Below are 18,678 nucleotides of genomic sequence, written 5' to 3'. Positions count from 1 at the left end.
GGCCCCCTCCCTGTCAGATACCGGCGACCTGGACGTCGGCTCCCCAGGGGTGCTCCCAGTCGTAGGTGCGCCGCCCCTCGGCCGTCTGCCACAGCCGCGGTGCGGTGGTGCTCTGCCAGTCCAGCGGCTCAGCACCCCCAGGCAGCCCGCCGCCCAACGCGACAGCGGCGGCCCGCCGGAGATCGGCCGCCACCTCCGGAGTCAGTGTGCGGGGGTCCACCGAGACGAACAGCGCGTTGCCGGTGGCGGCCACCAGGTCGAGGAACTGACGGTTCTTCTCCCATGGTGTGGCGGGGGTGGAAGCGACGCAGTCGGGGTCGTTGACATAGAAGCGCCGGTGCTGCGCCAGCCGGAAGGCCAGAGTGTTGACACCCATCCGCCGAGTCCTTTCCCACTGGCGTCCCGAGGTGTCATCCCCGGTACGGTGCACATGTTCGAAGCCGGCGGCGAGGTGTCCGACCGTGTTGCAGCCGAGGACCAGCGCCGGCGAGGCCTGGGCGATGGTCCGGTAGAACTCGACGAGGACCTCTGCCGTCGTACGGGTCCGGTCCGCGAAGCTCCATCGTGGTGCGCCGCTGTCCACGTCCGCGTGCGAAAGGAACCGGCCGAACACGTCGTAGGTCGAGAAGTCGTGCTTGACGAGGTCGAAACCCCACTCCGTGAACCGTCGCAGATCGCGGGTCACCTGTTCGAGGACCTCGGGACGGCTGGGATCCAGAGGCCACGAGCCGTCCAGTCGGTCCCGCCGCGTCCCGACGACCGGCTCGCGCGACAGCAGCGGGCGGTACCACAGACCGGGACGGGCTCCGGCGGCGGTGATCCGCGAAGCCACCTTCGCCATGTCGGAGAACGACCCGTGGCCCTGGTCCCAAGGGCCTCCGGGCGCGGTGCCGCCCTCGCTCCAGCCGGCGTCGACGACGCAATAGGGCCGGACCGGGTGCCCGTTCGCGGCATGGATGACGACGTCCGCGTCGCGCAGCACCGCGTCGGCATCGAAATTCTCGCCGTAGGCGTAGTACCAGTTGTTGCTTCCGAAGACCGGCGTCGAGGGAAGCGAAGGATCCGGGCACAGTGCCGCGCACAGTTCCCGCAGCGCGGCGAACGCGTCCACGTCGGTGGCTTCCCACTCCACGACGGTCGCCGCGTGCAGTTCGCGGTCGGTCGGCAGCAGGGCTTCCGCCCCGGAGCGTACGTCGAGCCAGAGTGTGGTGCCGGAGGTGTCGGCGGTCCACGAGCACAGTGCCGACGGCCGCACCTGGACGCCTGCCCCACGCGTCCGACCGGAAGGCCCGGTCGCCATCCAGTACCACGGCAGTACGCGATCGGGGCGCGGCGGTTCCCAGCGCAGATCCCCGTACGAACGCTCCCAGTGATCGCCGAGAACCAGCGACTGCCCCGGCAGACCACGGCTCCAGCGCAGGGCGATTTTGGAGAGTGGGGCCGAGGACCTGACCCGGACGTCGAGGCCGCCTGCCACGGGCACCGTGCGGACGACGGCTCCGCCGGCCTCCCAGAGGCCCTCCGACCGGTGTGCGGTGTGCGGTTCCTCCGTCTGGCCCGACCAGACGAAAACGGCGTCGGGCGGTGTGGGAACAGTGATCACTTCTCACTCCTGGTGATGCGGAAGGTACGCAGGCGGAACGGGGTGAACACCAGGTCGGCCAGGTCGACCGGACCGTTCTCGGGTCCGACGGCCGACGGGCGCTCCATGAGATCCACCTCGGTGACGGAGGCGACAGGGAAGCCGAACGACAGCGTGGTGCGGTGCCTTGTCCCATGGGCTTCGAAGATCCTGACGATCACATCTCCTGAGCGGTCGTCGGCCATTTTCACCGTGTCGATCAGGATCCCTTCCTCGGAACTGCTGACCAGGGGCCGTACGGACTCCCCGGCGCGAACCGGCCGGGCTGCGTCGGTGACGGCATAGCCCTCGCGGACCGCGTCCGCGACGTCCGCGCCCGGTACCACGGCGTAGTGGAACCGGTGGCGGCCCTGGTCCGCGTGCGGGTCGGGGTAGCGTGGGCTGCGCAGCAGGGAGAGACGGACGGTGGTGCTGACCGTGCCGGAGTCACCGTCGCCGCCACGGGTGACGTCGTGTCCGTAGGTGTGCTCGTTGACGACCGCTACCCCGAAGTTCGGTTCCCGTACCAGCACCCACCGATGGGCGCACGCCTCGAACTGGGCCGCCTCCCAGCTCGTGTTGGTGTGCGTCGGACGCCAGAGATATCCGAACTGTGTCTCCGCCGCCCACCGATCGGTGGCCGTCGTGGTGGGGAAGGCCACCTTGAGCAGGCGTTCCGATTCGTGCCAGTCGACCTCGGTGGCGAAGTCGACGCGAGCGGAACCCGGCCGCAGCGTGGTCGTCTGCCGGGCCGTGGAACGGCCGAAGGCACGTTCCACGGTCACCGAGACCGAGCCGTCGCCGGCCTCGGAGACCTGGGCGGGCCCGGTGGTGGAGGTGATGACGACGCCGCTGCCGGGATGGGCGTCGAGGTCCCAGGCATCCCAGTTGGGCGGCGCGTCCGGGTGTAGCTGCAACTGGTTCATCCGCTGACCGTCCGGGACCGCCTCGCGTCCGGTCGCCGCGTCCACCAGCGAGTTCACCGTGCCGTCCGGGCCGACGACGACCCTCAGCCGTCCGTTGGCCAGTGCGAAGTGGCCGTCCTCCAGCCTCTCCACCGTCACCGAGTCGTGCGCGGCGCGCGGCACGCCGATACCGTGTGGCGCGATCCCGTCGCGAGACACCGGGCTGGCGTTGGCCACGAGTGCGCCCTGCGCGGAGGGCTCGCCGCCGCCGAGTGCGTCGAGAGCGGTGCGGATGTACTCCTCCAGACGTGTCGCCACGTGCGCGAGACGGCTCTCCGCCTCCTCGTGGACCCAGGCGATCGAGGTGCCCGGCAGTACGTCGTGGAACTGCATGAGCAGCAGCTCCCGCCAGAGCTGCTCCAGTTCCTCGTAGGGGTAGGCGGAACCGGTCAGGACTGCGGCGGTGCTCAACCACAGTTCCGCCTCACGGAAGAGACGTTCGGCCCGACGGTTGCCCTGCTTGGTACGGGCCTGCGAGGTGAGAGTGCCTCGGTGGAACTCCAAGTACATTTCGCCGAGCCATACGGGTGCGTCGGGGTATTCGCGCTGGGACGCTTCGAAGAAGGCGTCCGGTGTCTCGATGGCCACCCTCGGGGACCCCTCCAGATCGGCCGCCAGCCGGGCCCGGTCGAGCATCTCGCGGGTGGGCCCCCCGCCGCCGTCTCCGTAACCGAACGGAATGAGGGAGCGGTCGAGCCTGCCCCGGTCTGCGAAGTTGACGGCGGCATGGTGCAGTTCCGGTCCCGTCAACGCGGAGTTGTACATGTCGGCGGACGGGAAGTGGGCGAAGACACGACTGCCGTCGATGCCTTCCCACCAGAACGTGTGATGAGGGAAACGGTTGGTCTCGTTCCAGGAGATCTTCTGGGTGAGGAAGCGCCGCGCCCCGATGGAACGGATGAGCTGGGGCAGCGCCGCCGAGTATCCGAAGGAGTCCGGCAGCCACGCAATCGTGGTGGGAACGCCGAACTCGCTCTCGAAGTACCGTGTGCCGTGGGTGAACTGGCGCACCAGGGCCTCACCGCTGGGCATGTTCACATCGGACTCCACCCACATGCCGCCCACGGGGAGGAAGCGGCCCTGCGCCACCCGCTCCCGCAGCCGCTCGAACAGTTTCGGGTGGTCCTCCTGGAGCCACGCGTACTGTTGGGCGGAGGACATGGCGAAGATCAGATCAGGGTCCTCGGCCATGCGTTCCAGCACGTTGGCGACGGTACGCGCCACTTTCCGGCGAGTCTCCCGGAACGGCCACACCCACGCCGAGTCGATGTGCGCGTGACCCACCGCGCTGAGGCGGTGTGCCGACTGTTCGGCGGGCGATGCGAGCACCGCTTTGAGTTCCGCCCGGGCCGCGGTGGCGGTGCCCGCGATGTCCTGGCTGTCCAGAGCGGTGAGCGCCCGATCGAGACCGCGCAGAATTCCCGCTCGGCGCGGGGAGCGCTCGGGCAACTGTGCGGCGAGTTCACCGAGGAGGCGCAGTTCGAGAACCAGCGCGGCGACCGTCTCGTCACGCACGACCAGCGCGGACCGTCCCAGCACGTACTGCGGGCCGCCGTCTCTCGCGCCGGCCTCGCCCAAGGGCGTGGGCGAGAAGTCGAACCGATCGCCGTCGTGATGGAGGACGACCGGATTCGACGCCGCCTCCACGTAGATCGTCGACTCGTCCACGTCGGGCACCGGCACCCAACGGCTGGCCGGGTGGACGCCTTTGACAGGCGCACCGTGCGCGTCATACGCGAGGCCTTCGGCCTGGAAGCCCGTCTGCTCGTCACTGAAACCGAGTTCGACCCGCAGCTCGAAGCGCCGGCCGCGCCATTCGGCGGGACGTCGCAGGTCGAAACGGAGCCAGGTGGTGTCCCACGGCCGCCCCCATGGTGTCCCCGCGGGCAGCGGGCTGTACTGCTGTTTCACTGCACGTTCGAACGGCACCGGTTCGCCGGACACTGTCCAGGCGGAGACGTCGACGGGTATGGCCGCCGATTCGACGGCTCGTGGGAGCCGATGACGAAGGTAACGTTCGAGGCGCTCGACGATGGCGTGGTCGTCGCGGTGCACGGCTGTCCTATCGTAGGGGGTTGGTTCTGCTGCCTTGCCGGAGCCGTGTCAGCCGTTGTAGACGTTCACGACGGCCGGCAAGGTGATCGTCTGTGGCGGGGTGCTGAGGCCGTTCATTCGCTCGAACAGCAAGGTCGTGGCCTGTCGCCCCAGTTCGACGGCGTCATGGGTGACGAGCAGTAACGGCGTACGTACGAGCGAGGCGAGCTCGACGTCGTCGAACCCGGCGACCTCGACGGTTTGGCCGCTCTTCTCCAGGGCGTGCAGTACGCCCACGGACATCCGGTTGTTGTCACTGAAGATCGCCGTGGGCGGACGTTCGGACACCAGAAGTTCCTGTACGGCGTCGGCCGCCTGCTCCGCGCTGTGCAGGTTGGAGCGGATCAGTTCAGGTCGCTCGGTCAGTCCGGCGTCGCAGAGCGCACGGCGGTAGCCGCCTAGGCGGCCCGCCCCTGAGCGGACGTCGGGGTGCCCGCCGAGGTAGGCAATGCGGGTGTGACCCCGGCCCAACAACCAGCCGACCGCCTCGCGGGCGCCGCTCTCGTTGGGCAGGACCACCGAGTCCGCCTCGATGCCGTCGGGCACTCGGTCCAGGTACACCACGGGCGTCGACTGGGCGATGTCCAGCTCGGTGTGGTCGTGCGGGGCCGGGACGATGAGGAGGCCGTCGACGCTGCGCCGCACCATCTCGGTGACCAGATCCCGCTCGGTCTTCCAGTCGCGTCGCGTCGCGCTGACAATGACAAGGTGCTGGTGGCGGCGGGCGACTTCCTCAGCCCCGTGGGCGACGGCCGAGTAGAACGGGTTGGAGACGTCCTCGATGATGAGGGCGATGGTCGCGGTGCGCTGTCCCGGGCGCAGTGCCCGCGCTGTCGCGTTGGGCTGGAAACCGAGTTCCTTGATGGCGGCGTGAACCCTCCGGCGGCGTTCCTCGGTCACGCGCTGGTCACCGTTGACGACTCGCGAGACGGTCATCACGCCGACGTTGGCCGCTGCGGCGACGTCCCGCATCGTTGCCTTGCGCTTCACCGGTTTTCGGCCTCTCCTTCAGGTCCTTGGTGGCGTGGCCGGCGGGCAGGGGCGTTCCCCCGCCCGGTCGGCCACGCCGGCGCGACAGCTACTTGTACAGAGCGTTGATCTTGTCGTTCGCTGAATCCAGTGCGCTCACACCGGACTTGAAGCCGATGATGGAGTCCATCACGGGCTGCATGATGGCGACAACCTGCGACCAGTGGTCCGCCACGGGTGCGAGGTGCGCGGTCCCGTCGGTCAGATAGTTGCTGAACGGTGTGACGTCGACACCCTTCGCCTTCTGCTGCTTCACGGCGAGATCGGACGAGGACTTCAGCGCCGGGTAGACCGTGCCGGCTTTGGCGATGACATCCTGACAGGCTGGCGACTCCAAGTAAGCTATGAGCTTGGCGGCCTTCTCCGGGTTCTTGGTGCCTGCCCACGCGGAGTATGCGTTGGAGTTGAGCTGCGTCCCGCGCTTGCCGGACGGGCCGATCGGCGAGGGGGCGATACCCGTCTTGACGCCCTTGAAGCTCTGGTAGATCTGCGTGTTGAAGCTTCCCTCGGACACGATGGCGTACTTGCCCGCGGCGTAGGGCTGCTGGGTGCTGACCGCCGAGAGAGCCTGGGCCAGGGTCGGGCTGTAACCCTTGGTGATCATGCTGCGCCACCACTCGATGGTCGACTTGAATGCCGGGTCGGAGTAGTTGAACTTCGTACCCCAGGGATTCTTGTCGGAGTAGTCCCAGCCGTTGCTCAGCACATACGGTGACCACTCGACCTGGCCCAGCGCGCCGCCGGAGTCGAGCAGTCCGAGCCCGTAGACCTTGACATGCTTCTTGTCGAATCCCGGCTCGTCGCCGCGCACCCCGTTGCGGTCCACGGTCAGGTGGGCGACGGTCTTCTCGAAGGTGCCGCCGTCCTCGGTGTTCCAGGCCAGCTTCTGCATGTCGCTGTCGCCGATCCCGGCCTTCTTCGCCAGATCCTTGTTGTAGAAGAGGCCCTGCGTGGACCACTCCTTCGGCAGGGCGTATGTTCCCTTGCCTTCCGGGTCGGTCCAACTGCGCCCCAGACCGCCGACGAAGTCGCCCAGGCCGATCTTCTTGGTGGCGGCCGTCTTGGACAGGTCGAGCAGCTGGTGCTGCTGCTGGTACTGGGGGAAATACACCGACGACATGGTGATGACATCCGGAGCGTCACCGGCGGCCATGTGCGTGGTGAGGTTGTTCCAGTAGTCGCCCCACCCGTACTGCTCGATCTTCACCTTGGTACCGGGGTTCTTGGCCTCGAAGCCGTCGACACACTTCTGCTGTTCGGCCTTCTCCGGCGGGTTCCACAACCACATGGTGAGGTTGGCGCCACCCGAGCCGGCGGACGATCCGCTTCCGCAGCCCGTCAGACACGCTGCCGAGATGAGTGCGGTGGCCGCGAGTGTGGAAATGCTTCGTCGCATTTCTTTTCCTTTCGATGGTGCGGTGACTCCGTACGGGCCCGTCGGTTCCTTCGGCTACTTGACGCCGCTGAAGCCGAGGGAGTCGACGATGCGCCTGCCGAGGAAGGCGAACAGGATGAGCACGGGGACGGCAGCGATCAACGTTGCCGCCATCAGTCCCGGCCAGTCAGGAGAACCTGACGGGGTCTGCGACTGGAAGACCCCGATGGCCACGGTCAGGGTGCGTACACGGTCGTCCGATCCGACGATCAATGGCCAGAGGTAATCGTTCCAGGCGGTGATGTACGTCAGGAAAGCCAGCGTCGCGAGGGGCGACATGCTCATGGGAACGATGATGCGGGTGAAGATACGGAACCGTCCCGCGCCGTCGATGAGTGCGGCTTCCTCCACTTCGCGCGGCAACCCGATGAAGAACTGACGCAGGAAGAACAGTGCGAACGGAGTCATGAACAGCGACGGCGCCACGATTCCGAGGTACGAGTTCAGCAGACCCAGGTTCCGGATCAGTACGAAGTTGGGAAGGAGGGTGAAAATGCCCGGCACCATGAGCGCGGTGAGGAGGATGTTGAAAAGGGTGTCCCGGCCGCGCCACTTCAGCCGGGAGAAGCCATAGGCGGCCAGCGCGCTGAAGCTGACCTGGCACACCGTGATGATGACCGAGACGATGACGGAGTTCAGCAGGTACTGCCAGAACTGCAGCGAGGTGCCGGCGCCGCCCTGCGCGATCGCCTCCTCCGGGCTCTCGATGCCCAGCACCCGTTCGAAGGCGCCCACCGTGGTCTGCACGGGCAGCAGTGAGTCAGGGGCTGTCGCGAGTGCTCGGCCGTTGGAGAGCGCCGTTCGCAGCATCCAGTAGAACGGGAAGATCGTGATGAGCACGACCAGGGCCAGCACCACCCAGGCCAGGACCCTGCCCGGAGACGGACGGCCACGTCGCCGACCGGACGGGAGCGGCGCGGCCTGGGGCGGTTTTGTTGTGATGACCGTTGCCATGATGTTGCCTCTCGTGCCTAGGCCAGATCCGACTGGTTCGCGCGCATCAGCCGTAGCTGGACGAAGGAGACGATCGCCAACACCACGAAGAGCACGACCGAGATTGCGGAGGCATAGCCGAACTGAGACTGCGTGAAGGCGAGTTGATAGATGTAGTACGAGATGACCCGGGTAGCGTCCACCGGTCCGCCCTTCGTGGTCACGGCGATGATGTCGAAGACCTGGAAGGAGCCGATGACCGTGAGCACCAGGACCATCGCCACGACGGGCCTGAGCAGTGGCAGCGTGATGGAACGGAACGTCCGCAGCCCTGATGCCCCGTCGAGCGCCGAGGCCTCGTACACCTGGGGTGGAATCGTCAGTAGTCCGGCGAACAGCAGCAACGCCGTGTAGCCCATGCCGCGCCACACCGAGACGAAGGCGACCGTGAGCAGGGCCGTGCCTGTGTCCCCGAAGAAGGGCGTGCCGTTCGCGCCGAGGTGGCGCAGTAGTTCGTTGGCGATGCCGATCTGGTAGTCGGCGATCCAGAACCAGGCGAGCGCGACGACCACGCCGGAGATGAGGAAGGGAAAGAGGATCACACCGCGGATCAGCAGTGAGTTCGTCAACCGATGCATCAGCATCGCGATCCCCATGGACACGACGGTCTGCAGGACGACCGTAAGGACCACGAACTCCACCGTGACGACGAGCGACTTCCAGAACACGTCGTCGTGCACCATGTGCGTGTAGTTCTCCAGGCCCACCCACGTCGGGGGCGACAACACGGAGTACTCCGTGAAGCTGTAGTAGATGCCCCGCACCGTGGGCCACAGGTAGAAGACCGCGAAGCCGATACAGGCCGGCAACACGAAGAGCAGACCCTGCAAGGACTCCTTCCTCATGCGCCGACGGCGGGGTGGACCGGTGTCGGCGGCCGTCTTGCTGACGGTTCTGCCCGTTCGCGACCGAGTCATGGACACGTCGGCGCCATCTCCTTCGACTGCGCAGCGTGCTCGCCCTGATGACTCCTGCATGGAGTGTGGAGCACAACGAGTTCTTGGTAACGTTCCCTTGGTAACGTTCCCTCGGATGCTAGCCCCACCTTTCGCCAGCGACAAGAGGTCGGAGGGAGCAATTACAGGCAGTCGGACGGCGCCGCCCGCTGGGGTGCGAATCGCGCGCCGTGCCGCATTCACGCACGGCAGGCACTGCGCCGACGCCCACCGGACACGACCGGTGTGGCGCGAGCCGCGTCCGGCCGACGCGGTGATCACATACGTACGGTGGCGGGGTCGGCAGGGGAGTGACTCGGTCACGGACACCCTTCAGCGGTCGCCATCCGGAACCGGGCAGCGCCTCGGCACCACGCCTGCCGGCACCCGGCCGGGGGAGCCGGCGCCCGCTCTCGCCCCGGCCCCTTAAAGCAGCATTCCGAATCGGCCGGCGGTCCGTGTGCCGGAGGGTGCGTCCGGCTCGCCGCATGACCGGCGGCGAGCCCTGTCCGGCAACGGCGTGTTCGTCGAGGAGGCCGACCGGCGCGCACGAGATCACGTAGTGCGGCGGGGGGCGGTGACGAACGGGCGATCTCGTCCTCTGGGTCCGCACGTCGGTTCGGACTCGGAAGGCGGGTGCCGATGCACACGAATCCGTCAGCGGATGGCCGCGACCAGGGCGTCGATGGCGCTGTGCTGACGGGCGGCGTCCGCCCTGTCGAAAGGACCACTCCAGTGGTAGCCGTAGAAGTCGCCGTTGCGGTCAAGGGTGTTCAGGGAGTCGGCCTGCTTGTCGATGAAGGCGCTGTACGGGTGGTTGGGCAGGGCGCGGTCGAGCGTGCCGAGGTTGCGCATGAAGGCACCCTTGAAGGAAGGCTGATCACCGTCGGGGTCCGCGTCGTGGTCGTGGGGTTCCGACAGGATGCCGCCGGACGCGAGCACGGGAGACGTGACCACGGCGTCGGCGATGGTGCGGGCCCGCTTCAGGAAGGCGGGGTCGCCGGTGGCTCGGTGCAGTTCGGCCAGGCCGCCCAGGATGACGCCCTGGTTGTACGTCCAGGTCGTCGTCAGCCCCGTGTTGACGCAGGAGGTGTTGAGGCCGTCGTTGACGAGGTTGTCGCTGTTGATGAGCTTCTTGTCCTCGAACCAGTGCCAGACGTTCAGGGCGCGTCGGAGGTGGGTGGTATCGCCGGCCAGCCTGTTGTGGATGCCCGCGGACAGAGCGATGAACAGCTCATTGGTGATGGTGTTCTTGAACTGACGGGGGTAGTTCCACCAGATGCCGCCGCCGCAGATGTCGTCGTGATAGCTCCACATGTGGTTGGCGTCCGCGATGGCTGTCTGCAGATAGCGGCGGTCCTTGGTGAGGTCGTAAGCGCGCAGCCAGGCCAGGCCCCACCATCCGGTGTCGTCGAGGTAGTCGTTGCGGAACTGACCGTCGTACCTGTCGACGTTCTTCTCGTAGATGTCGGCGGCCAGCTCCTTGAAGTTGTGGCCTCCGGTGTCCCCCGGAGCCTGCCAGTAGTCGAGCACCGCTTGGAGGTCGTTGGCGTTGGTCCACCAGCCGGTGGTATCGAACTGCCCTGTGCCGATGTTGTACCAGCTCAGCAGGCCGTTGACAGCGGCGGTCGCGTCGGCGTGCCGTTGGCCCTCATGACTGTCGGCCGCGGACGGCGCGGAGGCGGGCTGCGCGGAGGCGGGCTGTACGGACAGGAGACACAGGCTCAGGGCGGCTGTCACTGCCAGGAGCGGAAACGAGCGGACACGCATCAGGTGAGTTCCTTTCGTACGGAGTGAGGGGGAAACACCGTGTGCCGGTAGCCGGTGCGATCGCCACACCGGGCCGGTGGTCACGCGGACAGTTGGGCGGTGCCCCGGGACTGCGACCCGTCGTAGGTCAGTCCTCGCCCTGGCGGGTGTGCCAGTGGCGCGGCGCCGTTCTCGACTGCCGGTCGAGGGTTTCTGCGCCGCCCGGGGTGCCGCCGTCGAGTGCGGGGCGGACGGCCGCCGCGAGGTCGGCGTCGGCGCGGTCGGTGCGTGCAGCGGGATCGACGCGGCCGAAGAGAGCCGTTCCGCAGCGGGCGGCGACCGGTGTCCGGACCGAGTAGGGGTCGAGCCCCTCGACGGCGGCGCCCTCAGCGGTGCAGGCGAAACCCTCCGCCTGGAATCCGGCTGAGGAACGGTCGAAGCCAGGATCGGCGTGCGTCCCGACGTGCCGCCCTGCCCACCCGCGGGGCACGCTACCGCGCGGCCGGAACCAGGTGGTGGACCGGAGCAGCCCCGGGGATCGTCCACCTGGTCGACGTGCGGGCGGCGCCGAGAGCCAGGTGGTGGACCAGGACGAGCCCCGGGCCTCGCCCACCGGTCGGTGCGCGGGCGGCGCCGAGGGTCTCGGTGAGGGGGACGGGCCCGCCGGCGGCCTCCCACACGGCGACGTCGGGCGGCAGCCTCAGCGGGTGCACGGCAGGACGGGCGCGCTCACGCAGGGTACGGCTCGGACGAGCTTTCGTGGCGGCCCGGCGGTCATGCATGGTCATGACTCCCGAAATGCGTGAGGGACGTGGGCAGGGTGACGCGACGGGGTTTCGCGGGGTCGCCCGCGATCCGGTCCAGCAGGAGGGCGGCGGCCCTCCGGCCGAGCTCGACGGCGTCGTACGTGACGAGGGTGAGGGGCAGGGACAGCAGCTCAGCCATTTCCACCTCGTCGAAGCCGGTGATCTCGACGGGCCGACCGGAGCGGTGGACGGCGGTGGCAGCGCCGAGGGTCATGCGGTTGTTGTCCGCGAACAGCGCGGTCGGCGGCTCGGACCCGGCAAGGAGCGAGGCGGCCGCCTCCTGGGCCGAGGCCACGTCGTGGTTGTCCAGGCGCACCAGGGACGGGTCCGGTTCGAGGCCGTTGTCACGCAGGGCCTGGCGGTATCCCGCGAGGCGTTGTGCGCCGGTGGTGACACTCGACGCTCCGCCGAGGTAGCCGATCCGGCTGTGGCCGCGGGTGACGAGGTCCGCGGTGGCGCGGCGCGCGCCACCGCGGTTGTCGAGGACGACGGCATCCGCCTTGACGCCGCGTGGTACGCGGTCGAGGAAGACCATGGGGGCCCACCGGGAGATCTCGGCGTGCAGGTGCGCGTGGTTCTCGGGTCGGGGAACGACAAGGATGCCGTCGACGCGGCGGCGCACCATCTCCTGCAGGACGTCGCGTTCGCGTGTGAAGTCGCGCTTGGTGGAGCCGAGCAGCACGAGGTGGTCGCGGGCCCTGGCGACCTCGTCCACCCCGTCGGCGATGGCGGCGGAGAACGGGTTGGACAGATCTTCGACGACCAGGGCGAGGGTTGAGGAGGCCTGGCCGGGGCGCAGGTTGCGGGCGAGCGCGTTGGGCTGGAAGCCCATCCGAGCGACCGCTTCGGTCACCCGTTCCCGGGTGGCGCGCCCCACGTACTTCTCACCGTTGATGACGCGGGAGACGGTGCTGACACTGACCTGCGCTGCGCGGGCCACGTCCCGCATGGTGGGCTCGTCCCCCACGGTTCCTCCTCGTGCGTCGCTGCGGACCTCGTCCCGCCCCCTTGCGGCCTTGCCGCCGGTGTCAAGGGTTGACGGAAGATTTCCTCCTGGTTACGTTGCCTGCAAACGTTATCAGAAAACGCTTTCTGAGAACGATGTCAGCCTCAATGGAGAGGGGAAGTCCTGTGCCCCAACTGTCAAGGCGTGCGCTGCTGTTGACCACCGGTGGGGTGGTGGTGGGGGCGGGGGTCACGCTGAGCGGATGCAGTGTGCCGGGCGGTGGCGGGGGCGACAGGTCGCGCACCCTGGCCCTGTCCAACCGCAACTCAAGCATGGTGCGCAACTTCAACATCTACTCACCGGCCAGCACGATCGGCTCGCTCGCCAACTTCGTGTACGAACCACCGCTGTGGATCGTCGAGATGTCAGGCGGTGAGGCCCGCCCCTGGCTGATGAAGTCCTTCACCTGGCAGGACGGCGGCCGTGCTCTGGAACTGACCCTGCGCGACGGAGTCCGGTTCTCGGACGGGCATCCCCTGACTGTCGAAGACGCCCTGTACAGCTTCCAGTTGCCGCTGAAGCATCCGGAGACCAACATCGCCGGCGTGACCTACCACAAGGCCGAGCGCTCGGGCCCGGACCGCGTGCGGCTGCTCTGGGACCACCCGGCCTACCAGGAGATCGCTCCGCTGGGCACGCTGAAGATTGTGCCGAAACGCCTGTGGGAGCAGCACCCGGTGACCACATGGGCCAACCCGGAACCGGTCGGCACCGGCCCGTGCGTCCTCGACACCTTCTCCACCGCGCAGGTCGTGATGCGAGTCCGCGACGACTACTGGGGTGGACCGATGGGGCCACAGCGCGTCAGCTTCACCACGGTCGGCGAGGACAACGCCAAGTTGCGCATCCTCGCGCACGAGCTGGACTTCGTAGACATCTCCTGGGCCGGCGGCACCAAGTACTTCGACCGCCGCGACCCGAAACGCAATGCCTACATCCCTTCCCCGAACGGCTCGTTCGCCGCGATCCTGTTCAACCACGCGAAGCAGCCGTGGAGCGACGTGCACGTGCGCAGGGCCCTGAGCCTCGCGCTGGACCGCACGACGGTCTCCGAGCTCGTCGACTCCGGTCAAGGGCCCGCCAACGCCGCCGGGCTCGCGCCCAACGTCTTCGGCTCCCTGCTGCTGCCCCGCTACGCCAGAGTGCCGAAGCCGCAGGCCGGCGCCGCGCGGGCCGAGCTGGCCAAGGGAGGCTGGTCGGTGCGCGGGGGCGCTCTGGTCCATCCGGAGAAGGGCACCCATACCGTCAAACTCGCCTGCTTCTCCGGCATCCCTACCCAGAGCATCCTCGGCGCGGCTCTCGCCGACCAGTGGCGGCGCCATCTGGGCGTCGAGGTGCGGCTGTCGGCGGTCAACGTCCCCACCCTGGTCGACCGGGTCAACAAGGGTGACTTCGACGTCCATCTCAGCACCCAGGGCGGCGGCTCCGTCTACAACCACTTCCACCTGCTGATGGACTCCAACACCGTCACCCCGATCGGGAAGCCCACCACGTTCAACATGATCCGGTGGAAGGACGAGGAGACGGCGGTCCTCCTCAAAAAGCTCGCCGCCACGAACGAGCAGGCCGAGATCGAGAGCGCCGTGCACGGGCTCCAGCGGATCCTGGCCGAACAGCTGCCCCTGATCCCGCTCGTCTGGTCCTGCAACTGGGCGGCACGCACCTCGGCCTTCTGGACGCACTGGCCGGCCAACAAGGACGACGGCAGTGTGCTCGGGGTCAACTCGGCCCCGGCCGCCGCCACCCTGCTTCGCTCACTGAAGGAGGTCCAGGCATGACGACCCTCACCGTGCCCGCACCCGCGGCGGGGCCGGCCACCCGCGGCCGGCGGGGCACCGCCCGCTTCAGGGAACTGGGCAAACGGCTCGGCTTCTATCTCATCGCAGCCTGGTCGGCGGTCACGCTCAACTTCCTGCTGCCCCGCTTGATGACGGGCGACGCGACCGGCGCCATCGTCCAGCAGATGCAGCAGAAGAACGGCGGAACCGTACCGCCGGAGACCGTCGCGGCCATCAGCAAACTGTTCGGCGAAAAGGACTCCGGCCTCCTGGTCCAGTACGGTCACTATCTCTCCGAACTCGCCCACGGCAACCTCGGCCTCTCCCTCACCAACTTCCCGACACCCGTCTCCCAGCTCATCGGTTCGGCGCTGCCCTGGACCCTGCTCCTCGTCGGCGCCTCCACGGTGCTGGCCTTCCTCTTCGGCACCCTGCTCGGCGCTCTGTGCGGCTGGCGCTCGGGAAGCAGGATGGACAGTGTCCTGAGCCCGCTGAGCACCTTCTTCAGCTCCGTCCCGTACTTCTGGGTGGCGCTCTTCGCGCTCTGGTACTTCGCCTTCCGGCTGGGCTGGTTCCCGCTGTCGGGGGGCGCCGACCCGAACACCGCCCCAGGCTCGCCGGCATACTGGCTGTCGACGCTGCACTACGGGCTGCTGCCGGCCCTGACCATGGTCTTCTCCGGCTTCGGCGGTTGGCTGCTGGGGATGCGCAACATGACGCTCACCACCACCAGCGAGGACTACGTGCTCCTGGGGCGTGCCAAGGGTCTGTCCAGGTCCCGGGTGCTGTTCCGGTACTCGGCACGTAACGCCCTGCTGCCGACCTTCACCAGTTTCGCCCTCGCCATCGGCTCGGTGATCGGCGGCGCGGTGGTCACCGAGACAGTCTTCGGCTATCCCGGCATGGGCAGTCTGCTGGCCGGCGCTGTCGGCAACCGCGACCTGCCACTGATGCAGGGAATCCTGCTGTTCACCACGCTCGCCGTGCTGATCGCGAACTTCGTCGCCGACAGCGTGTACGTCCTGCTCGACCCGCGCACCCGCGGCCAGGGCTGATCGGGCCGAGGAGAAGAGAGACACCCATGCGCTCCCGTACGAGAATGCTCCGCAACCGCAAGGTCCAGGTCGGCCTGGTCGTCTTCGCCCTCTGTGTGCTCGCCGCGCTGTTCGGACCGTGGTTCAACGACGCGGTGCTCGGGCGAAGCCCCACCACCCTCAACTACCTGGCCGTCAGCAGACCGCCGAGCGGTGCCCATCCGCTGGGCACCACCGCGTCCGGTGAGGACGTGCTCGCCCAGGTCATCGCGGGCGCCCGGGGTTCCCTGCTGGTGGGGCTGGTCTCCGCGGTCATCGGCACCGCGCTGGCGATCGTCTTCGGCGTCACCGCGGGGTTCTTCGGGGGCTGGACCGACACCGTGCTCAACTTCGTCACCAATCTCTTCATCGTCATGCCCGTCTTCGCGCTCACTCTGGTGGTGGCCGGCTACGTCGAGAACATCAGTGCCCTCAGCATCGCCGTGATCATCGGTGTCTTCGGCTGGGCGGGCGGTGCGCGGACCCTGCGGGCCCAGACGATGAGCCTGCGTAACCGCGACTTCACCCAGGCGGCCCGGATGCTGGGCGAAAGCAGACTGCGCCTGGTCTTCGGCGAGGTCTTCCCGCTGCTCTCCGGCTGGGTCTTCGCGATGTTCCTGCACGCGATCATCGGTGGTGTCCTGGCCGAGGCGGGTCTCGCCTTCCTCGGGGTCTCGGACGCGGGCAATCCCTCGTGGGGCACGATGATCCAGAAGGCGCAGGAACAGAACGCGATCCTCAACGGGCAGTGGTGGTGGTTCCTGCCGCCCGGTTTCTGCATCGCCGCCCTGGGGACCGCGACCGGGCTCGTCAATTTCGGCATCGACGAGATCGCCAACCCACGGCTCGCCACCGGCAGGCGCACCTCCCGCCGGGCCGCCTCCCGGGTCCCCGCCTCGACCGCGGCGAGCGTGTGAAAACGACCGCCTCGGGTGTGAAGGAGTTCCAGTCATGACCGCAACCATCGATCACCTGCCGTCTCCGGCGCCCGGCCCCTCGGCCGGCGAACCCCTCCTCGACATCCGTGGGCTGTGCGTCGACTATCTGGGCCCCGGCGGCCCCGAGACGGATGTCCGAGCCTGTGCGGACATCGACTTCACGCTGGGGCGGGGCGAGATCTTCGGGATCGCGGGTGAGTCCGGGTCCGGCAAGTCCACCCTGATCACCGCCCTCGCCAGGCTCCAGCGCCCACCCGCCGCGACCACGGCCGGCCGGATGGTGCTGCACGGCGCCGACGGCTCCACCGTCGACCTGCTGTCCCTGTCCGAATGGGAACTGCGGCGGCTGCGCTGGAACGACATCGCCGTCGTCCTCCAGTCCGCGATGGACGCGCTCAACCCCGTGATGCGCCTCCACGCGCAGTTCGCGGACGTCCTGCGCGAGCACCGCAAGGGCATCGGGCGGGACGAACTGGACACCCGGATCACCGAACTGCTCGGCATGGTCGGCATCACCCCCGACCGGGCCCGCGCCTATCCGCACGAGCTGTCCGGCGGGATGCGCCAGCGCGCCTCCATCGCTCTGGCCCTCGCCTGCGAGCCGTCCCTCGTCATCATGGACGAGCCGACCACAGCCGTGGACGTCGTGATGCAGCGTCAGATCATGGGTCAGATACTGCGCCTGCGGGACCGGATCGGCTTCGCCGTGGTCCTCGTGACCCATGACCTGTCGCTGCTGCTGGAGGTCGCCGACCGTATCGCCATCATGTACGCCGGGCGCATCGTCGAGACGGGAAAGGCCACGAGCCTCTACCTCAGCCCGGAACACCCCTACACCCAGGGACTGCGCGACTCCTTCCCTCCCCTGCACGCCCCCCTTCAGGTGCTGCACGGGATTCCCGGTACACCACCGGATCTCGGACGGCTCCCGGTCGGCTGCGCCTTCGCACCACGCTGCGCCCACGCCTTCGACCGCTGCCGCACCGAGCGCCCGCTGCCCGTCCTGCGCGGCAGCCGCGTCACGGCCTGTCACCTTCCCGAAGCAGAGGACACGACGCAACCGGGGCAGGAGCAGCCGTCCCCCGGCCAGGCAGCCGAGGAGAACAAGCGATGAGTACGGAACAGACAGCGCCACAGGAGACTCCCGTCCTGCAGGCCGTCGAAGTGACGAAGCATTTCGAGATGCCGGGCGGCGCGCGCGTGCACGCCGTCGAGCACGCGAACGTCACCCTGCACCCCGGCCGGATCGTCGCTCTGGTCGGAGAGTCGGGCTCGGGGAAGACGACCGTAGCCCGACTGCTGGCAAGGATGTACGCGACCACGTCCGGCACGATCGAACTGAACGGCGAGCCGGTCACCACCCGGCGCGCACCGGGCCGCGACTACCACCGGCAGGTCCAGCTCATCTTCCAGGACCCCTTCGCCTCCCTGCACCCGGGCCACACGATCGGCTACACGCTCCAGCGGCCGCTGCTCATCCACCGGCACGCCAGAACCAAGGCGCAGGCCCGTTCGCTCGCGGCGGAGTTGTTGGAACAGGTGGGTCTCAGCCCGGCGCAGGACTACCTGTCCAAGCTCCCGCACTCCCTGTCGGGCGGTCAGCGCCAGCGCGTGGTCATCGCCCGCGCGCTCGCCGTGCGGCCCTCGGTGCTGCTGGGCGACGAGCCCATCTCCATGCTCGACGTGTCGATCCGCCTGGACATGCTCAACCTCCTCGGCAAGCTCCGTGACGAACGGGGCCTCGCCCTGCTGTACATCACGCACGACATCGCCTCCGCCCGTTACCTGTGCGACGAAGTGCAGGTCATGTACGCGGGGCAGATGGTCGAGGGCGGGCCTAAGGAGGAGGTGATCAACACACCACGGCACCCCTACACCCGGATGCTGGTCGAGGCGTCCCCCGATCCGGCGCGACGCATCGTCGTGGACCGGGCCACCGCCTTCGACGAGGGCGAGACGGCGGGCGAGCCTCCGAACCTGACGGACCCGCCCGCCGGTTGCCGTTTCCATCCACGCTGCCCCTTCGCGATGGACGAGTGCCGCACCTCGTTCCCGCCGCGCACCGACCTCGGCGACGGCCACTGGGCGCACTGCTGGCTGCACGACAAGGGCCGCGGCGCGGAACTGGCCGCGCCGCTCAAGGGCATGGAAGTGGACCCGGCGTCGGTCGCGACCGGCTGACGAACGGCCGCAAGCCGCCGGGCACCACGGATCACGTGGTGCCCGGCGGCTTCCGGCCGTCGAGGACGGGGGCAG

15 protein-coding genes are annotated in these 18,678 nt (G+C 68.3%); 5 read left to right on the top strand and 10 right to left on the bottom strand.

The features are described from left to right. Window positions 1-13 precede the first annotated feature (13 nt). The 10 genes from ACIP79_RS03065 to ACIP79_RS03020 form a co-directional block, all read right to left on the bottom strand. A complete protein-coding gene (locus ACIP79_RS03065; RefSeq protein WP_401218486.1) occupies window positions 14-1,603 on the bottom strand; it encodes a hypothetical protein in 1,590 nt (529 codons plus the stop codon). Next, window positions 1,600-4,641: an alpha-mannosidase gene (locus tag ACIP79_RS03060; protein ID WP_401218484.1), complete on the bottom strand. Its 3,042-nt coding sequence runs from the start codon at window positions 4,639-4,641 to the stop codon at window positions 1,600-1,602. Before ACIP79_RS03060 ends, ACIP79_RS03065 begins: the two co-directional genes overlap by 4 nt. Before the next feature lie 48 nt (window positions 4,642-4,689). Continuing rightward, window positions 4,690-5,670 carry a LacI family DNA-binding transcriptional regulator gene (locus ACIP79_RS03055; RefSeq protein WP_401218481.1) on the bottom strand — a complete coding sequence of 327 codons (981 nt, stop codon included), beginning with the start codon at window positions 5,668-5,670 and terminating at the stop codon, window positions 4,690-4,692. A gap of 88 nt (window positions 5,671-5,758) precedes the next feature. After that, window positions 5,759-7,105, bottom strand: a complete 1,347-nt coding sequence (locus ACIP79_RS03050) for an ABC transporter substrate-binding protein (protein WP_401218478.1) — start codon at window positions 7,103-7,105, stop codon at window positions 5,759-5,761. 54 nt (window positions 7,106-7,159) lie between these two features. Beyond that, window positions 7,160-8,098, bottom strand: a complete 939-nt coding sequence (locus tag ACIP79_RS03045) for a carbohydrate ABC transporter permease (protein ID WP_401218475.1) — start codon at window positions 8,096-8,098, stop codon at window positions 7,160-7,162. A 17-nt stretch (window positions 8,099-8,115) separates the two neighbouring features. Continuing rightward, entirely contained in the window at window positions 8,116-8,982 is an 867-nt protein-coding gene (locus ACIP79_RS03040) for a carbohydrate ABC transporter permease (protein ID WP_401218472.1), read from the bottom strand. Between the two features lie 747 nt (window positions 8,983-9,729). Continuing rightward, a complete protein-coding gene (locus ACIP79_RS03035) occupies window positions 9,730-10,842 on the bottom strand; it encodes a glycoside hydrolase family 76 protein (RefSeq protein ID WP_401218469.1) in 1,113 nt (370 codons plus the stop codon). 127 nt (window positions 10,843-10,969) lie between these two features. Then, window positions 10,970-11,311: a hypothetical protein gene (locus ACIP79_RS03030; protein ID WP_401218466.1), complete on the bottom strand. Its 342-nt coding sequence runs from the start codon at window positions 11,309-11,311 to the stop codon at window positions 10,970-10,972. Between the two features lies 1 nt (window position 11,312). Continuing rightward, the gene (locus ACIP79_RS03025) at window positions 11,313-11,609 is read right to left on the bottom strand and encodes a hypothetical protein (RefSeq protein ID WP_401218463.1); all 297 of its coding nucleotides are present in this window, start codon (window positions 11,607-11,609) and stop codon (window positions 11,313-11,315) included. Continuing rightward, window positions 11,596-12,594: a LacI family DNA-binding transcriptional regulator gene (locus ACIP79_RS03020; RefSeq protein WP_401218461.1), complete on the bottom strand. Its 999-nt coding sequence runs from the start codon at window positions 12,592-12,594 to the stop codon at window positions 11,596-11,598. Before ACIP79_RS03020 ends, ACIP79_RS03025 begins: the two co-directional genes overlap by 14 nt. Window positions 12,595-12,758: 164 nt before the next feature. On the opposite strand from ACIP79_RS03020, the gene ACIP79_RS03015 reads away from it, so the two are divergent. The 5 genes from ACIP79_RS03015 to ACIP79_RS02995 are packed head-to-tail and all read left to right on the top strand — an operon-like array spanning window position 12,759 to window position 18,603. Then, the gene (locus ACIP79_RS03015) at window positions 12,759-14,411 is read left to right on the top strand and encodes an ABC transporter substrate-binding protein (protein ID WP_401218458.1); all 1,653 of its coding nucleotides are present in this window, start codon (window positions 12,759-12,761) and stop codon (window positions 14,409-14,411) included. Then, entirely contained in the window at window positions 14,408-15,466 is a 1,059-nt protein-coding gene (locus ACIP79_RS03010) for an ABC transporter permease (protein ID WP_401218456.1), read from the top strand. Before ACIP79_RS03015 ends, ACIP79_RS03010 begins: the two co-directional genes overlap by 4 nt. 26 nt (window positions 15,467-15,492) lie before the next feature. Next, window positions 15,493-16,401 (top strand): ABC transporter permease, encoded by a 909-nt coding sequence (locus ACIP79_RS03005; RefSeq protein ID WP_401218453.1) that lies wholly within the window; start codon window positions 15,493-15,495, stop codon window positions 16,399-16,401. A gap of 34 nt (window positions 16,402-16,435) precedes the next feature. After that, a complete protein-coding gene (locus tag ACIP79_RS03000; RefSeq protein ID WP_401218451.1) occupies window positions 16,436-17,536 on the top strand; it encodes an ABC transporter ATP-binding protein in 1,101 nt (366 codons plus the stop codon). Continuing rightward, the gene (locus tag ACIP79_RS02995) at window positions 17,533-18,603 is read left to right on the top strand and encodes an ABC transporter ATP-binding protein (protein ID WP_401218448.1); all 1,071 of its coding nucleotides are present in this window, start codon (window positions 17,533-17,535) and stop codon (window positions 18,601-18,603) included. Before ACIP79_RS03000 ends, ACIP79_RS02995 begins: the two co-directional genes overlap by 4 nt. The last annotated feature ends 75 nt before the right edge of the window (window positions 18,604-18,678 follow it).

The sequence above is a fragment of the Streptomyces sp. NPDC088747 genome, assembly GCF_044751025.1.
In the GTDB taxonomy this organism is placed as follows: Bacteria; Actinomycetota; Actinomycetes; order Streptomycetales; family Streptomycetaceae; genus Streptomyces.
This window is presented reverse-complemented; position numbering and strand designations above follow the sequence as displayed.

Bases quoted from the DNA above. Each gene is read 5' to 3' on its own strand.
- ACIP79_RS03010 (WP_401218456.1), top strand. From the start codon at position 14,408: ATGACGACCCTCACCGTGCCCGCACCCGCGGCGGGGCCGGCCACCCGC.
- ACIP79_RS03000 (WP_401218451.1), top strand. From the start codon at position 16,436: ATGACCGCAACCATCGATCACCTGCCGTCTCCGGCGCCCGGCCCCTCG.
- ACIP79_RS03035 (WP_401218469.1), bottom strand. From the start codon at position 10,842: ATGCGTGTCCGCTCGTTTCCGCTCCTGGCAGTGACAGCCGCCCTGAGC.
- ACIP79_RS03025 (WP_401218463.1), bottom strand. From the start codon at position 11,609: ATGACCATGCATGACCGCCGGGCCGCCACGAAAGCTCGTCCGAGCCGT.
- ACIP79_RS03005 (WP_401218453.1), top strand. From the start codon at position 15,493: ATGCGCTCCCGTACGAGAATGCTCCGCAACCGCAAGGTCCAGGTCGGC.
- ACIP79_RS03045 (WP_401218475.1), bottom strand. From the start codon at position 8,098: ATGGCAACGGTCATCACAACAAAACCGCCCCAGGCCGCGCCGCTCCCG.
- ACIP79_RS03040 (WP_401218472.1), bottom strand. From the start codon at position 8,982: ATGAGGAAGGAGTCCTTGCAGGGTCTGCTCTTCGTGTTGCCGGCCTGT.
- ACIP79_RS03050 (WP_401218478.1), bottom strand. From the start codon at position 7,105: ATGCGACGAAGCATTTCCACACTCGCGGCCACCGCACTCATCTCGGCA.
- ACIP79_RS02995 (WP_401218448.1), top strand. From the start codon at position 17,533: ATGAGTACGGAACAGACAGCGCCACAGGAGACTCCCGTCCTGCAGGCC.